Source organism: Ensifer sp. D2-11, from assembly GCF_054161295.1.
Genome location: NZ_CP096434.1, coordinates 801068 through 815541 on the forward strand (window position 1 = coordinate 801068; position 14474 = coordinate 815541).

The following is a 14474-nucleotide window of genomic DNA, read 5'->3' on the forward strand; positions in this document are numbered from 1 at the left end:
GCAGTCGGGCAGGCTAAAGAACTGTTCGAGGCTGAACGGGGGAATCGGGCCAAACTTTGTTCCGTCCTTCATCAACATAGTCGGCTGATCCCCAAGACGCCGGGAGTGTGTCTTGTGCGCAATATTTGGCGTCGGCGCGGTTGAATAGGCGCTGCGGTTCGGAGCAGCACGGCTCATTACGTCGAAATACAGCTGTCAGCAGATAAACATTTTGATTGTTTTCACGCCGTAAGTGCCGATGTTTCCTATCAAAACGTCGGCGGCGTATTGATCCACAACAACACGGTTTCGCCGTCGTGCCTGTTCGACCAGGCATGGCGGCGGCGGCTCTCGAAATACAGGGAGTCGCCCGGGTGGAGATCGTAGAACTGATCCGAATCCAGCACGAACTCCACATGTCCGGAGAGGACGTAGACGAATTCCTCCCCCTCATGCCGGTAGGCGCCCTCGCTCGAGGCGCCTGGTGCCAGAACGAAGCGATGGCAATCCATCTGGTTCTTGCCTTCGGCAAGCAGCTGCACCGTCACCCCCGGTGTCGTGCGCGGCCAGTTGCGCCACTCGCCGGCCCGCACGAGCGCCCGCGCCCTTGTCTGCTCTTCGCCGGAAAGGCTCGATACGGTGGTTCCGAAATATTCCGCCAGATTGTGCAGGACGGCGACGGAGACGCCCTGCGACGTCCGCTCCAGCGTCGAAAGCACGGATGCGGCGATGCCGATGTCACCGGCCACCTGTTCCAGCGTCTTGCCCGCGGCATGTCTCAGACTGCGCAGCTTCCGCCCGACCTGCATGTCGCCATTGTCTTCGGTCGGCATTGCCGAGCCGTTTTCGTCTTCGGTGAAGGCGCTTTCCGCCTCCAGAGCCTCCCTGATCGCTGCGGGGTTGAGGCCGCGTTCGGACCGGAACCAGGAAATGCGCTTCAGCCGGGCGAGATCGGCATCGGTATATTGTCTATGCCCCGTCACCGAACGCTCCGGCACGACGAGACCTTGCGTTTCCCATAGCCTGAGCGTCGAGGCGGACACGCCCGCTAGCCTTGCCGCCTCGGCAACCTTGTAGCGAATGGTGCCAATACCGCCCATCAATCCATATCCTCATCACCGTGCGGATCCGTGCCGTCGATCGCTGGCGGCTATCTAGCCGCGAGCGCGGCGGCTGCACAAGAAGCGTCCATCAATCCGGGTGTTGTCTCGATCAGCAAATTTGATTTGCAATCCATCCTGAAAAATGTACCTCTTCCTGAGAAAAGTTGCAGAAAAAATGCAATATATTCCCTCTCGACCAGGACGACAACGATGACGAGCCTCACAGATCGCAAGAATGCAGCCATCTCCCGCGGTGTCGGAATGACCACGCAGGTCTATGCCGATCGCGCGGAAAACGCCGAGATCTGGGACAAGGAAGGCAACCGCTACATCGACTTTGCCGCCGGCATCGCCGTGGTCAATACAGGCCACCGCCACCCGAAGGTGATCGCCGCCGTGAAGGCGCAGCTCGACCGCTTCACCCACACCTGCCACCAGGTGGTGCCCTATGAGAACTACGTACATCTGGCGGAGCGCCTGAACGCGATCGTGCCCGGCGACTTCGCGAAGAAGACCATCTTCGTCACGACCGGCGCGGAAGCCGTCGAGAACGCCGTGAAGATCGCGCGGGCCGCGACGGGCCGCCAGGCGGTCGTCGCCTTCGGCGGCGGTTTCCATGGCCGCACCTTCATGGGCATGGCGCTGACGGGCAAGGTCGTTCCGTACAAGGTCGGTTTCGGCGCGATGCCGGCGGATGTCTTCCACGCCCCCTTCCCGATCGAGCTTCACGGCGTGGCTGTCGAGCAGTCGCTTTCGGCGCTGAAGAAGCTGTTCGCGGCCGATGTCGATCCGGCCCGCGTCGCAGCGATCATCATCGAGCCGGTTCAGGGAGAAGGCGGCTTCTATCCGGTCCCGACCGCCTTCATGAAGGCGCTTCGCGAGGTCTGCGACCAGCATGGCATCCTGCTGATCGCCGACGAGGTGCAGACCGGCTTTGCCCGCACCGGCAAGCTCTTCGCCATGGAACATCACGGCGTCGCACCGGACCTGACGACGATGGCGAAGAGCCTCGCCGGCGGCTTTCCGCTTGCCGCCGTCACCGGCCGCGCCGAGATCATGGATGCGCCCGGGCCGGGCGGCCTCGGCGGCACCTATGGCGGCAATCCGCTCGGCATCGCCGCCGCGCATGCCGTCCTCGACGTGATTGCCGAGGAGAACCTGTGCGAGCGGGCGAACCAGCTCGGCAACCGGCTGAAACAGCGCCTTGCGGCGATCCGCGAGAAAGCACCGGAAATCGTCGACATCCGCGGACCCGGCTTCATGAACGCCGTCGAATTCAACGACGTGAGGACGAACCTGCCGAGCGCCGAATTCGCAAACAAGGTCCGCCTCCTTGCCCTCGAAAAGGGGCTCATCCTGCTGACCTGCGGCGTCCATGGCAACGTCATCCGCTTCCTGGCGCCGATCACGATCCAGGACGAGGTCTTCGCAGAAGCCCTCGACACTATCGAGGCATCGATCCTCGAAGCACGCGGTTGACGGCTGCCGGGCCGGCCGCTATCGCGGTCACCCATGCCGGGGCGCATGATCCGCGCCCTCACAAGGAATAGAAGCGAGGCCTGCGGTCGCCGCAGGCGTCGTGGGAGGACGCCCGATGGCCCTGACGCCCGCACTCACCAGACACATCCGGCGGCCGAAGCTCTTCGCCTCCCTCGACGAGGTCACGCGGTCTTCCGGGCAGCCGGCCGGCCCCGTGTTCGATGTTTCCAACCCATCGACCGGCGAGCTACTGGCGACGCTTCCCGACATGGGGATCGATGACGCACGCACGGCTATCGACGCGGCCGCCCTCGCCCAGCCTCTCTGGGCCGGCAAGCCGGCCAAGGATCGCAGCATCATCCTGCGCCGCTGGCATGACCTGATCGTCGAGCATGCCGACGACCTCGCCGCTATCCTGACCGCCGAAATGGGCAAGCCCCTCGGCGAGGCAAAGGGAGAAGTCCTGCACGCCGCATCCTATGTCGAGTGGTACGCGGAGGAAGCCAAGCGCGTCTACGGCGAGACCTTCCCGGCACCCGCCAACGATCGGCGTATGCTCGTGATCAAGCAGCCGGTCGGCGTTGTCGGCACGATCACGCCCTGGAATTTCCCGGCCTCGATGGTCGCCCGCAAGATTTCCCCGGCGCTTGCCGCCGGCTGCACGATCGTCCTGAAGCCCGCCGAACAGACGCCGCTGGTGGCAGGTGCGATGTTCGCTCTTGCCGAGAAGGCGGGCTTCCCCGAAGGCGTACTCAATCTCCTCTACGCCTCTGAAGGCGCCCCGATCGGGCGCGAACTCTGCAGCAATCCCAAGGTTCGCAAGATCAGCTTCACCGGATCGACGGAGGTCGGAAGGCTCCTGATGCGGCAATGCTCCGACCAGATCAAGAAGGTAAGCCTCGAGCTCGGCGGCAATGCCCCCTTCATTGTCTTCGACGACGCCGATATCGACGAGGCGGTGGACGGCGCGGTCCAGGCGAAATTCCGCAATGCCGGCCAGACCTGCGTTTCGGCGAACCGGATTTATGTGCAATCCGCGGTGCATGACGCATTCGCCGAGAAGTTCGTCGCGCGCGTGCGCGAACTCACGGTCGGTGACGGTTTTGCTCCCGACGTCGCCATCGGTCCGATGATCGACGCCCACGCGATCGACAAGATCGAGGCGCATGTGGCCGACGCCGTAGCCAAGGGAGCGCAAGTGCGCTCGGGCGGCAGCCGGATCGGAACGACCGGCACCTTCTTCGAACCGACCGTGCTTACCGGCATCTCGCACGACATGCGCATCGCCCAGGAAGAGACATTCGGGCCGATCGCCCCGATCATCCGCTTCGAGACCGCCGAACAGGTGGTGGCCGAGGCGAACGATACGATCTACGGTCTCGCCGCCTATTTCTACGCCGAGAACCTCAAGCGGGTCTGGCATGTCGCCGAGGCTCTGGAATACGGCATGGTCGGCATCAATACGGGCCGCATGTCTTCCGAGGCCGCTCCCTTCGGCGGCATCAAGCAATCGGGCATCGGCCGGGAGGGCTCCCGCCACGGTCTCGAGGACTATCTCGAGATGAAATATCTCTGCATGGGAAACATCTGACCGGGTGCCGGAACGGCCCCCTCTGGCCTGCCGGCCATCTCCCCCACAAGGGGGAGAATATGTGCAGCTTGCCATCTGTCTCATGCTGAACGCTTCTACATGTGGACGCTTCGGCTGAAGCGTGAAACATGCCGCAAATCGTCTCCCCCCTTGTGGGGGAGATGGCCGGCAGGCCAGAGGGGGTCTGTCGGAACGATCAGTTTTCGGGCCGGCTCTTCAAGAAGCACGGATGATCGCAAGCGTATGGCGGGCGATCATCAGTTCCTCGTCGGTGGGCACGACGTGGAGCGCGACACGGCTCCCTGCCTTCGAGATGACCGAGGCGCCTGCATCGTTTGCGGCCGGATCGAGCTGCGCGCCGAGCCAGGCGAGACCTTCGGAAATACGGGCCCGGATCGGCGCGGAGTTTTCGCCGATACCGGCGGTAAAGACGAAAGCGTCGAGGCCGCCCAAGGCTGCGGCCAGCATGCCGGCATCGAGCGCGCAGCGATGCACGAAATGGTCTATCGCGAAGGAAGCGCGCGGGTCATCGCTCTCCAGAAGCTCGCGCATGTCGTTCGATATGCCGGAGAGACCTTTCAGGCCGGACCGGTGGTAGAGGAGGTCCGACACGGCTTGTGCACTCATACCCTGGTCCGTGAGCAGGTGGAGAACGACGCCGGGATCCAATTGGCCCGGTCGCGTGCCCATCGGCAGCCCGTCAAGCGCGGTAAAGCCCATCGTCGTCTCGACGCTGCGTCCGTCCTTCAGCGCGCACATCGACGCGCCGCTGCCGAGATGGGCGACGATCACCCGGCCGCGGGCGACCTCCGGCGCCACCTCGCGCAGCCGACCGGCGATATACTCATAGGAAATCCCATGAAAGCCATAGCGCCGCACACCTTGCTCATAGAAGGTGCGCGGCAGGGCGTAGCAATCGGTGTGCTCGGCGCGGCCCCGATGGAAGGCCGTGTCGAAACAGGCAACCTGCGGCACGTCGGGCTTGATTTCCATGGCGAGCCGGATCGGCGCGAGATTGTTGGGCTGGTGCAGCGGCGCGAGGTCCTGATAGCTTGCCAGACGGTCGAGCACCGTCGTGTCGATCAGCACCGGCCGGACGTAATCCGGACCGCCATGCACCACCCTGTGGCCGATCGCCCGGAGGTCGAAACCGCGAAGCGTCGCCAGCCAGTCGCGTGCTACCGAGAGGGCCGCGGGAAGGTCGGGGGCGGCGGTCGCATCTAAGCGCCGATCGATGAGCTCGGTGCCGTCGGCTGCCGTCGCCTTCAGGCGCGGCTGGGTTCCGATGCCGTCCAGTTTCGCACGAACCTGCCGCTCGAGCCCCGCAGTGGCGATCCCGAAGATCTGGAACTTCAGGCTGGACGAGCCGGCATTGATGACGAGCAGCGCTTCCATCGGATAGGAGCTTCGCACCGAAGCGGGGCTGCCGCAAGACGACCCTTGAAATTCAGGCCGAGGCTTGCCAATTGGGAGCAAACATCAAGGAGGCCGAAAACGCGATGAGTGAAGTCGAAACGTCCGTAGAGAAACATGTCTTCGAAGCCGATGTGGCGAAGCTGCTGCACCTGATGGTGCACTCCGTCTATTCCGACAAGAACGTCTTTCTCCGCGAACTGATTTCGAACGCGGCCGACGCCTGCGAAAAGCTGCGCTACGAAGCGATCGTCGCCCCGGAACTCCTCGGCAGCGATCCCGCCTCGCGCATCACGCTGACGCTCGACGAGGAGAATGCCCGCCTGATCATCGAGGACAACGGCATCGGCATGGGCCGCGACGAGCTTGTCGAATCGCTGGGCACGATTGCGCGCTCCGGCACGCGCGCCTTCATGGAGCGGATCGAAGCAGCGCAGAACAAGGACGGCGCCCAGCTCATCGGCCAGTTCGGCGTCGGCTTCTATTCGGCCTTCATGGTCGCCGACAATGTCGATGTCGTTTCCCGCCGCGCCGGTACCGACAAGGCCTGGCACTGGGCATCCGACGGCAAGGGCAGCTACACGGTTTCGGCGGTCGATCTCGCGGACGCGCCGGCGCGCGGTACGCGCATTACGCTGCATCTGATGGACGACGCCAAGACCTTCACCTCGCGCTGGACGGTCGAGCGCATCGTCAAGGAGCAGTCCGGTCACGTGCCGGTTCCGATCTCGATCGTCGAAAAGCCCGGAGCAGAACCGGCACAGGTAGCAGACGGCACGGCGCTCTGGACGAAGCAGAAAAGCGAGATCAGCCAGGACGATTATACGGACTTCTATCGCGGCGTTGCCGGGCAGTATGACGAGCCGGCGCTGACGGTACATTTCCGCGCCGAGGGGCGCCATGAATATACCGCGCTGGCCTTCGTGCCGGGCTCGAAGCCCTTCGATCTTTTCGACCCCGATCGCAAAGGCCGGATGAAGCTCTACGTCAAGCGCGTCTTCATCACCGACGAGGCGGAGCTGCTGCCGCGCTACCTGCGCTTCGTACGCGGCCTTGTCGACACGGCCGATCTGCCGCTCAACGTCTCGCGGGAAATGATCCAGGAAAGTCCTCTTCTCGCAAATATCCGCAAGGGGCTGACGAACCGAGTCCTGACAAGCATCGAAAAGCTTGCGGAAAGCGATCCCGAGGCCTTCGCCAAGATCTGGGAAAACTTCGGCAGCGTGATCAAGGAGGGCATTTACGAAGATTTCGAGCGGCGGGGCCAGCTTCTTGCGCTGTCGCGCTTCCGCACGACCGCGGATGACGACAAGCCGCGCGCCTTAAGCGACTACGTCAAGGAGATGAAGGAAGGCCAGTCGGCTATCTACTACCTGACCGGCGACAACCTCGCCCAGCTGAAGGCGTCGCCCCAGCTCGAAGGTTTTCGCGCCCGCGGCATCGAGGTGCTTCTCCTGACGTGCCCGGTCGACAGCTTCTGGGTGACGACCGCGCCCGACTTCGATGGAAAGCCGTTCAAGTCAATCACGCAAGGTGCGGCAGATCTCGCGGGCATCGCCAAGAAGGACGATGCGGCCGCCGCTTCCCCGGAAGCAGGCGCCGCAGTCACCGACTTCGTAAGCTTCGCCAGGGAGACGCTCGGCGAGGCTGTCTCAGACGTGCGAACCTCCGACCGGCTGACGGAAAGCGCCGTCTGCCTGGTTGCGCCCGAACAGGGACCGGACCGGCAGCTCCAGAAGATGCTGCAGGGTGCCGGGCGTATCGAGGGCGCGCCAAAACCCGTCCTCGAAATCAATCCCGGCCATCAGCTGATCGCCGCGCTTGCCGCCTGCCCCTCGGAGGACAAGGCCTTCCGCGAGGACGCGGTCAAGCTTCTCCTCGACCAGGCACGCGTCCTCGACGGCGACAGGCCCGAGGACCCGCGCGCCTTTGCAGAACGGCTGTCGCGCGTATTCGGCCGGGCTTTGAAGGAGTGAGGCATTAACGTCTCGATGTTTCAATGAAGCCGTGAAACGCTCTTGGAGAAAAGCCCCTCATCCGGCCTACCGGCCACCTTCTCCCCGCAAGCGGGGCGAAGGGGACTCGCGGCGGCCTCGCACTCGTCCCCTCGCCCCGCTTGCGGGGAGAGGGTTAGGGTGAGGGGCATATATTCAGGGCTGAAATTCACTTATCCGCCCTTCGGCAGATTCATCCCGAGTTCGGCGAGCACCTCTTCCGTATGTTCCCCGAGCCGAGGCACGCCACGGTCCAGGGCAAGGGTTGCGCCGGAAAAGCGGATCGGCGTTCTGACGCCCGGCGATGTTCCCGCGGCTGCACCGGTATGCGGCGTGTCCACCCGCATCTGCCGATGAACGATCTGAGGGTCGGCGAATACGTCGGCGATGGTGTTGATGGGGCCGCCGGGAACGCCTGACGCTTCGAGCTTTTCGAGCAGCGTGTCCCTCTCGTACTTCCCGGTTTGCGCCGCAAGTTCCGGCGTCAGGCTGTCGCGGTGCTGCACGCGGTCTGCATTGGTGCGGTAGCGCGCGTCGGCCGCGAGGTCCGGTCGGCCGAGGAGTTCGCAGAATTTCACGAATTGGCGGTCGTTACCGACGGCGACGATCAGGTGCCCGTCGGAGGTCGGGAACACCTGGTAAGGTGCGATATTCGGATGGGCATTGCCGAGCCGGCGCGGCGCCTTGCCGGAAACGAGAAAGTTCAGCGCCTGATTGGCGAGCACGCCCGTCATGCAGTCGAGCAGCGCCATGTCGATCTGCTGGCCCGCCCCCGTGCGTTCCCGCTGCGCCAGGGCCGCCTGAACGGCGATGACACCATAGAGCCCCGTGAAAATATCGGCAAAGGCAACGCCGATCTTTTGCGGTTCGCGTTCCGGCTCGCCCGTCAGGTCCATGATGCCGCTCATGCCCTGGACGATGTAGTCGTAGCCGGCGCGGTGAGCATAGGGCCCGTCCTGACCGAATCCGGTCACCGAGCAATAGATGAGGCGCGGATTGACTTTCCTCAGGCTTTCATAATCGAGGCCGTATTTGGCGAGACCGCCGACCTTGAAGTTCTCGAGCAGAACGTCGGATTGCGCGGCAAGGCGGCGCACCGCCTCCTGCCCCTCTGCGGTCGTAAAATCGAGAACGACAGACCTCTTGCCGCGGTTGCACGCGTGGAAATAGGCGGCATCCAGCCTTTCGTCGTCTTCCCCTTTCACGAAGGGAGGTCCCCAGGTCCGGGTGTCGTCTCCGGCCGGGCTCTCGACCTTGATGACGTCAGCGCCGAGATCGGCGAGGGTCTGCCCGATCCAGGGCCCCGCCAGGATGCGGGCAAGTTCGAGCACGCGGATGCCCTTGAGCGGCGCTTCCATGGCGGCGGCGCTCAGAAGAAGGCCTGCAGCCCGGTCTGGGCGCGGCCGAGGATCAGCGCATGCACGTCGTGCGTGCCCTCATAGGTGTTGACGGTCTCGAGGTTCATCATGTGGCGCATGACCTGATATTCCTCGGAAATGCCGTTGCCGCCGTGCATGTCGCGGGCCATGCGTGCGATATCGAGTGCCTTGCCGCAATTGTTGCGCTTGACGATGGAGATCATCTCCGGCGCCATGCGGCCTTCGTCCATCAGCCGTCCGACCCGGAGCGAGCCCTGCAGCCCGAGCGCGATCTCGGTCTGCATGTCGGCGAGCTTCTTCTGGAAAAGCTGGGTCTGTGCGAGCGGCCGGTTGAACTGCTTGCGGTCGAGACCGTACTGGCGGGCTGCATGCCAGCAGAATTCGGCCGCGCCGAGCGCGCCCCAGGAAATTCCGTAGCGAGCACGGTTGAGGCAGCCGAATGGTCCCTTCAGCCCCTCGACGTTCGGCAGCAGCGCCTCCTCTCCGACCTCGACATTGTCGAGGACGATTTCGCCGGTGATCGAGGCGCGCAGCGAGAGCTTGCCTCCGATCTTCGGTGCGGAAAGGCCTTTCGCGCCTTTTTCCAGCACGAAACCCCGGATGGCATTGTCATGTGCTTCCGATTTCGCCCAGACGACGAAGACATCGGCGAGCGGCGCATTGGAGATCCACATCTTGGAGCCGACCAGACGGTAGCCGCCCTCGGTCTTGATCGCCCGGGTCTTCATGCCCGCCGGATCGGAGCCGGCGTCCGGCTCGGTCAGCCCGAAGCAGCCGATCCACTCGCCGCTGATAAGCTTCGGAAGGTACTTCCGCTTCTGCTCTTCCGAGCCGTAGGCGAAAATCGGATAAATGACGAGCGACGATTGCACGCTCATCATCGAGCGATAGCCGGAATCGACGCGCTCCACCTCGCGTGCGACGAGACCGTAGGCGACGTAGGACGCGCCGACGCCGCCATAGGTGTCGGGCACGGTCACGCCGAGCAGGCCGAGGTCGCCCATCTCGCGGAAGATCGACGGGTCCGTCGTCTCCTCGCGGTAAGCATCGATCACGCGCGGCTGCAGCTTTTCCTGGGCATAGGCGCGCGCCGTGTCGCGGATCATCCGCTCGTCTTCGCTCAGTTGATCCTCGAGGAGGAACGGATCGTCCCACTGGAATTGGCTTTTGCCGGCCATCTCTATCTCCCGTCGCATTGTCGCGTCTGTGTTATCGCAAGCCGGATCAAGGCTTTCAAACGAAATTGAGACACTGGCTCATGCGCCCGCTGCATGATTCATCTGATCGACGCCGTGGCGATTGGCCTTGTGCAAGCGACCATTCTTCTGAATATGCATAAAGTACATTTTCGCTCCGCCGGCCACCATGACCAACAACCGCCTTGAACGTTTCGCCCACAATCTCGATTGGAACCTGTTGCGCACCTTCGTCGTGGTCGTCGAGGAAGGCAGCATCACGGCGGCCGCAAATCGGCTGCTCCTGCAGCAGCCCGCCGTCAGCATGGCCCTCAAACGGCTCGAGCAGACCATCGGGCAGAAACTGATCGACCGCCGTCCGGGGCGTTTCGATCTGACGGAAGCGGGTGAGAAACTGCACCTCCAGTGCCGCGACATCTTCGCGGCCGTCATTCGCCTGCCGCATGTTCTGGAAACGGCGGGCGAGGAGATCACCGGCCATCTCAACATCCATGCGGTGAGCCACGCCCACAATCCCGCCTGGGACCGGAAGCTCGGCAGCTTCTTCCGCATGCATCCGAAGGTCACGATTTCCATGACGGTGGCAACGACCGTCGACGTGTTGAGCGCCGTCGAGCGCAACATTGCGACGATGGGTCTCTGCGACGGCATCATACCGGAGGGCTTGAACAAGAGCTTCCACATACGCGAACGCTACGCGCTCTACTGCGGCCGCGGCCACCGGCTTTTCGGCGTCGGAGGCGTCGATTTCCACGATCTGCGCGGCGATCCTTACATCGCCTTCATAGCGGATGTGCTCGGCGGTCAGCACATGAATTCCGTGACCGCAGTCCGCGCCGTAGGCTCCTTCGGCCAGCAGGTTCGGGGCGTCTCCTGCAACGTCGAGGAGGTTATGCGGCTGATCGCCGCCAATGTCGGGATCGGCATGCTGCCCGACCATATCGCCAGCGAGGCCGTCGCGGCGGGAGATTTGTGGCAGTTGCCCCCCTATCGCGACCTGCCGACGACCGACGTTTTCCGCATTTCGAATCCGAATTCCATTCTCAATCCGGCCGAAGCCGCCTTCCTCGCCCATGTCGCCGACACCGAAGCGTTGGATCATTGCTACCATCAGCAGGATTGATAGCGACATTTGCCACTATAAATTTGAGCGGTGCTCGAACCGTCCCTATTCTCCGCCGGCAAGTTGCGGGGAGCGGTACATGCCAAACTACGACGTCGTGATTATCGGGGGCGGGATCGCCGGCTTGTCGCTCGCCTATTTTCTGAGCCCGCGTCGTTCCGTCGCCGTCCTGGAACGGGAGGAGGCGCTCGGCTATCACAGCACCGGCCGCTCGGCCGCCGAGTTCGTTCTCAGATACAACGCGCCGGAGATCTGCAAGCTCGCGACGATATCGAGGGCCTTCTTCGATCGGCCGCCGGAAGGCTTTAGCGAAGTGCCGCTGCTAAGGCAGCGCGGCGGCGTGATGATCGCGGGTGCCGGGAAACTCGATCGATTTGAAAAGCTGCTCGCCGAAGAACGCGAATTCACACCAGAAATCCAGCGGCTCGCGAAGGACGAGGCGCTTGCCTGCGTTCCGATCCTCAAGCCCGACTATGTCGCAGCCGCCTTCCACGACCCGAATTTCTGGGACATCGAAGTCGAGAACCTGCTCCAGGGCTACGTCAAGGGCGCCCGCCGCAACGGCTGCGACATCCTCGAGCGCCATGAAATCCTTGCCGCTCGGCATCATGGATCGGGCTGGCTGCTGGGCACGGCGGCCGGTGAGATCGGGGCCAAGGTCGTCGTCAACGCGGCCGGTGCCTGGGCGGACCCGGTTGCCGCGGTCTTCGGCGTAAGCCCGAGCGGCATCGTCCCGCATCGGCGCACCGCCATCACCGTCGACCTGCCTGCAGGCATAGATGCAGCAAAGCTTCCGGAAATCAACGAGGTAGACGAAGACTTTTACATGAAGCCCGAGGGAGGGAGGCTGCTCGCCTCGCCCGCCGACGCGACGCCGTGCGAAGCATCGGACGTTCAGCCGGAGGAGATCGACGTCGCCTGGGCCGCACACTACGTCGAGGAGGCGACGACGGTCCCGGTAAGAAGAATCGTCAAGAGCTGGGCGGGTCTGCGCAGCTTTTCCCCCGACCGGCTGCCCGTCATCGGTTTTGCGCCAGGCTGCCCGGATTTCTTTTGGCTGGCTGGCCAGGGCGGCTATGGGATCCTCACTTCGCCTGCGCTGGGCGCTCTGGCGGCTGCCCTTCTGAGCGACACCGCACCGCCCGCAGGCTTCCGGGCCGAAGGACTCGATCCCCGACATTTCGACCCGCGTCGCCTGCCGAGCTGAAGCAATTTTGCGAGCCGGGTCGCAATCGCGACAAACTCCAAAACCACAGGCCACAACTCCGTTTATCGTCGTCGAGCAGCCGTCACGCGACTGAGGAGCCGTTTCGTGACATCGAGCAGGCTGGATTTTACATCCAGGTTTCGGATCGTTTGCGAAGTGCCGATCCTTCGGTGTTCAAGCTCTCAACGAAATCAACCCGGAAAGGCGCGCAGCGAGGATGGTTCGCCGGGCCTACTGTGCAAACGCCACAAAGATCTGGGTCTGCGCGCACAATGTTGAACTCCGTTAAATCGAGATCTTAGACGGCGCCATGGACGAAGCTCCGGGGGCGATCGGCCGCCGAGTAGACAATGGAAATGTGTGGCAACTCAATTTTCGATTGACAGCCACCGCTTATCCAATATTCTGTTATAAGAATACATATACCATAATAAGGGAATAAGGGGGCTTCAACGTGAAAACGGTGACTGCACTTCTACTGGGAACTGCACTGACAATCCTTCCTTCCGGCCTTTTCGCCCAAGAAAAGGGCGGCATCGTCAATGTCGCCACGATCGGTGAGCCGCCGACGCTTGATCCGATGTCATCGACGGCCGATCTCGTCGGTATCGTCACGCAGCATATTTTCGAGACCCTCTACACATTCGACAAGAACTGGAACGTCACACCGCTTCTGGCCGATAGCCTGCCGGACATCAGCGCCGACGGTAAAACCTACACAATCAAGCTGCGTACCGGTATCAAGTTCCACGATGATACAGACATGACATCCGAGGATGTTGTCGCCTCTCTTGCCCGCTGGGAAAAGATTGCCTCGCGGGGCAAGCAGGCAGCAGGCTTCATTGCTTCCATCGAAGCTGCCGATCTGGCAACGGTGAAGATCACCCTGACGCAGCCCTACGCGCCGCTGGCGTCCCTGCTCGCCTTCAACAATTCGGCAGCCATCATCATCCCGTCGGAAAAGCAGGATGACGTGATGAAGGACTTCATCGGTACAGGTCCCTACATGCTCAAGGAGCGCAAGGCCGACCAATATATCCAGCTGACCCGTTTCGAGGGCTACAAGTCCCGGGCCGGGGAGAGCGATGGCTACGGCGGCGCGCGACACCAGTATCTCGACGAAATCCGCTTTGTCCCCGTTCCTGATCCGAACACGCGCGTCGAAGCGGCAGTATCCGGCCAGTATGACTATGTGGATTCCATCCCGGTCGAATCTTTCGACAAGGTCAAGGCTTCGGCCTCGACGCAGCCGATCATGCTCAAGCCATTCGGCTATCCGGTCTTTGTTTTCAATACGGCCGAGGGGCTGAACAAGGACGTAGCCGTGCGCAAGGCCATCCGCCAGGCGATCAGCATGGAAGACATGATGGCTGCGGCCTTCGGCAGCCCAGACTTCTTTTCCCTCGATGGTGCGATCTACCCGGAGGCCTATTCCTGGCATACCGAAGCGGGCACTGACGGAGCCTACAATGTGGCGGACCCGGAAGGCGCGGCGGCAGCGCTGAAGTCCGCCGGTTACAATGGCGAGCCACTGCGGATTCTCACCAGCCGCCAATATGAATTTCATTACAAGATGGCCCAGGTCGCGGCGGAATATCTCAAGCTTGCCGGCTTTACCGTCGACATGCAGGTGGTCGACTGGGCAACGCTGACGCAGCGCCGGGCCGATCCCAAGCTTTGGGACGTCTATATCACCCACAGCCCGTTCCTGCCGGAGCCGGCTCTGATCGGCTCGCTTTCGACCAGTTCGCCGGGCTGGTGGAACACCCCTGCCCGCAAGGCAGCCGTGGATGCATTCACTTCTGAGGTCGATCCAAACAGGCGCGTTGCGCTCTTCGCCGATGTCCAAAAGGCGATCTATGACGACGCGGCCTTCATGAAGATCGGTAATTTCAACGCGGTGGCTGCCAAGTCGACAAAACTGGAAGGCGTCGATCCGGCCCCTTGGCCATTTTTCTGGAATGCGTCGATTACGAAATGATCATTCCTCAGTCGGAGACATCGGCTCGC

Annotated in this window: 10 protein-coding genes; 6 read left to right on the forward strand and 4 right to left on the reverse strand. The window is 62.7% G+C overall.

The features are described 5' to 3' along the window. Window positions 1–248: 248 nt before the first annotated feature. A complete protein-coding gene (locus tag M1D34_RS20880) occupies window positions 249–1079 on the reverse strand; it encodes a MerR family transcriptional regulator (RefSeq protein WP_003529089.1) in 831 nt (276 codons plus the stop codon). A 213-nt stretch (window positions 1080–1292) separates the two neighbouring features. Between M1D34_RS20880 and M1D34_RS20885 the strand changes: the two genes are divergently transcribed. After that, window positions 1293–2561 carry a 4-aminobutyrate--2-oxoglutarate transaminase gene (locus M1D34_RS20885; protein ID WP_498784179.1) on the forward strand — a complete coding sequence of 423 codons (1269 nt, stop codon included), beginning with the start codon at window positions 1293–1295 and terminating at the stop codon, window positions 2559–2561. A gap of 115 nt (window positions 2562–2676) precedes the next feature. Beyond that, entirely contained in the window at window positions 2677–4152 is a 1476-nt protein-coding gene (locus M1D34_RS20890) for an NAD-dependent succinate-semialdehyde dehydrogenase (RefSeq protein WP_127614388.1), read from the forward strand. A 216-nt stretch (window positions 4153–4368) separates the two neighbouring features. On the opposite strand, the gene M1D34_RS20895 is transcribed toward M1D34_RS20890, so the two are convergent. Next, window positions 4369–5547: an acetate/propionate family kinase gene (locus M1D34_RS20895; RefSeq protein WP_498784181.1), complete on the reverse strand. Its 1179-nt coding sequence runs from the start codon at window positions 5545–5547 to the stop codon at window positions 4369–4371. Window positions 5548–5651: 104 nt separating this feature from the next. Between M1D34_RS20895 and htpG the strand changes: the two genes are divergently transcribed. Beyond that, window positions 5652–7541, forward strand: a complete 1890-nt coding sequence (gene htpG, locus M1D34_RS20900) for a molecular chaperone HtpG (protein ID WP_498784183.1) — start codon at window positions 5652–5654, stop codon at window positions 7539–7541. A gap of 191 nt (window positions 7542–7732) precedes the next feature. On the opposite strand, the gene M1D34_RS20905 is transcribed toward htpG, so the two are convergent. Next, entirely contained in the window at window positions 7733–8917 is a 1185-nt protein-coding gene (locus M1D34_RS20905) for a CaiB/BaiF CoA transferase family protein (protein WP_498784185.1), read from the reverse strand. A gap of 11 nt (window positions 8918–8928) precedes the next feature. Then, window positions 8929–10116, reverse strand: a complete 1188-nt coding sequence (locus M1D34_RS20910) for an acyl-CoA dehydrogenase (RefSeq protein ID WP_003536470.1) — start codon at window positions 10114–10116, stop codon at window positions 8929–8931. Window positions 10117–10303: 187 nt separating this feature from the next. Here M1D34_RS20910 and M1D34_RS20915 point away from each other — a divergent pair, with 187 nt between their 5' ends. The 3 genes from M1D34_RS20915 (at window position 10304) to M1D34_RS20925 (ending at window position 14445) form a co-directional block, all read left to right on the forward strand. After that, the gene (locus tag M1D34_RS20915) at window positions 10304–11257 is read left to right on the forward strand and encodes a LysR family transcriptional regulator (RefSeq protein ID WP_498784187.1); all 954 of its coding nucleotides are present in this window, start codon (window positions 10304–10306) and stop codon (window positions 11255–11257) included. A 79-nt stretch (window positions 11258–11336) separates the two neighbouring features. Further along, window positions 11337–12464 (forward strand): NAD(P)/FAD-dependent oxidoreductase, encoded by a 1128-nt coding sequence (locus M1D34_RS20920; protein WP_498784188.1) that lies wholly within the window; start codon window positions 11337–11339, stop codon window positions 12462–12464. Between the two features lie 454 nt (window positions 12465–12918). Beyond that, on the forward strand, window positions 12919–14445 hold the full coding sequence (locus M1D34_RS20925; protein ID WP_498784190.1) for an ABC transporter substrate-binding protein: 1527 nt from the start codon (window positions 12919–12921) through the stop codon (window positions 14443–14445). The last annotated feature ends 29 nt before the right edge of the window (window positions 14446–14474 follow it).

What these genes read in the sequence shown, in the direction of transcription:
- htpG (WP_498784183.1), top strand. Translation starts at nt 5,652, where the DNA reads ATGAGTGAAGTCGAAACGTCCGTAGAGAAACATGTCTTCGAAGCCGAT.
- M1D34_RS20895 (WP_498784181.1), bottom strand. Translation starts at nt 5,547, where the DNA reads ATGGAAGCGCTGCTCGTCATCAATGCCGGCTCGTCCAGCCTGAAGTTC.
- M1D34_RS20890 (WP_127614388.1), top strand. Translation starts at nt 2,677, where the DNA reads ATGGCCCTGACGCCCGCACTCACCAGACACATCCGGCGGCCGAAGCTC.
- M1D34_RS20920 (WP_498784188.1), top strand. Translation starts at nt 11,337, where the DNA reads ATGCCAAACTACGACGTCGTGATTATCGGGGGCGGGATCGCCGGCTTG.
- M1D34_RS20880 (WP_003529089.1), bottom strand. Translation starts at nt 1,079, where the DNA reads ATGGGCGGTATTGGCACCATTCGCTACAAGGTTGCCGAGGCGGCAAGG.
- M1D34_RS20910 (WP_003536470.1), bottom strand. Translation starts at nt 10,116, where the DNA reads ATGGCCGGCAAAAGCCAATTCCAGTGGGACGATCCGTTCCTCCTCGAG.
- M1D34_RS20915 (WP_498784187.1), top strand. Translation starts at nt 10,304, where the DNA reads ATGACCAACAACCGCCTTGAACGTTTCGCCCACAATCTCGATTGGAAC.
- M1D34_RS20905 (WP_498784185.1), bottom strand. Translation starts at nt 8,917, where the DNA reads ATGGAAGCGCCGCTCAAGGGCATCCGCGTGCTCGAACTTGCCCGCATC.
- M1D34_RS20885 (WP_498784179.1), top strand. Translation starts at nt 1,293, where the DNA reads ATGACGAGCCTCACAGATCGCAAGAATGCAGCCATCTCCCGCGGTGTC.